Origin of the sequence: Cupriavidus sp. SIMBA_020 (genome assembly GCF_046535395.1) — a bacterium.
GTDB lineage: Bacteria > Pseudomonadota > Gammaproteobacteria > Burkholderiales > Burkholderiaceae > Cupriavidus > Cupriavidus campinensis.
The window spans coordinates 1-312 of record NZ_JAWRWU010000281.1; the positions used below are offsets into that span (position 1 = coordinate 1).

The following is a 312-nucleotide window of genomic DNA, read 5'->3' on the forward strand; positions in this document are numbered from 1 at the left end:
GGTATGCAGCAAGGCGCCGGCAAGGTCCAGAAGGCGTACGGCGATGCAAATGAAGACGCCAAGGACGACGCAAAACGCAATAGGCCGTAATTCACGTTGGCATGCAGCTCGACGGGAAGGCGCTTCGGCGCCTTTCTTTTTTCGAGGCCGGGCCTTGGGGGCGGGACTTCGGCGGCGCGGTCGATCTCGCCTGGGAGTAACCCGGTGTCCGCGCCGCGGACGTTTCGCGCGCCGCGCGTCGCCTTTAGACTTGGCGCATCCAACAATAAGCAGGAGACGCCCATGACACCCGAAAAAATACTCTCGATGTTC

1 pseudogene is annotated in these 312 nt (G+C 61.5%); it reads left to right on the top strand.

The annotated features are described in order from the left end of the window. A pseudogene (locus SB751_RS29210) lies at window positions 1-90 on the top strand (CsbD family protein); the annotation flags it as partial. Window positions 91-312: the final 222 nt, after the last annotated feature.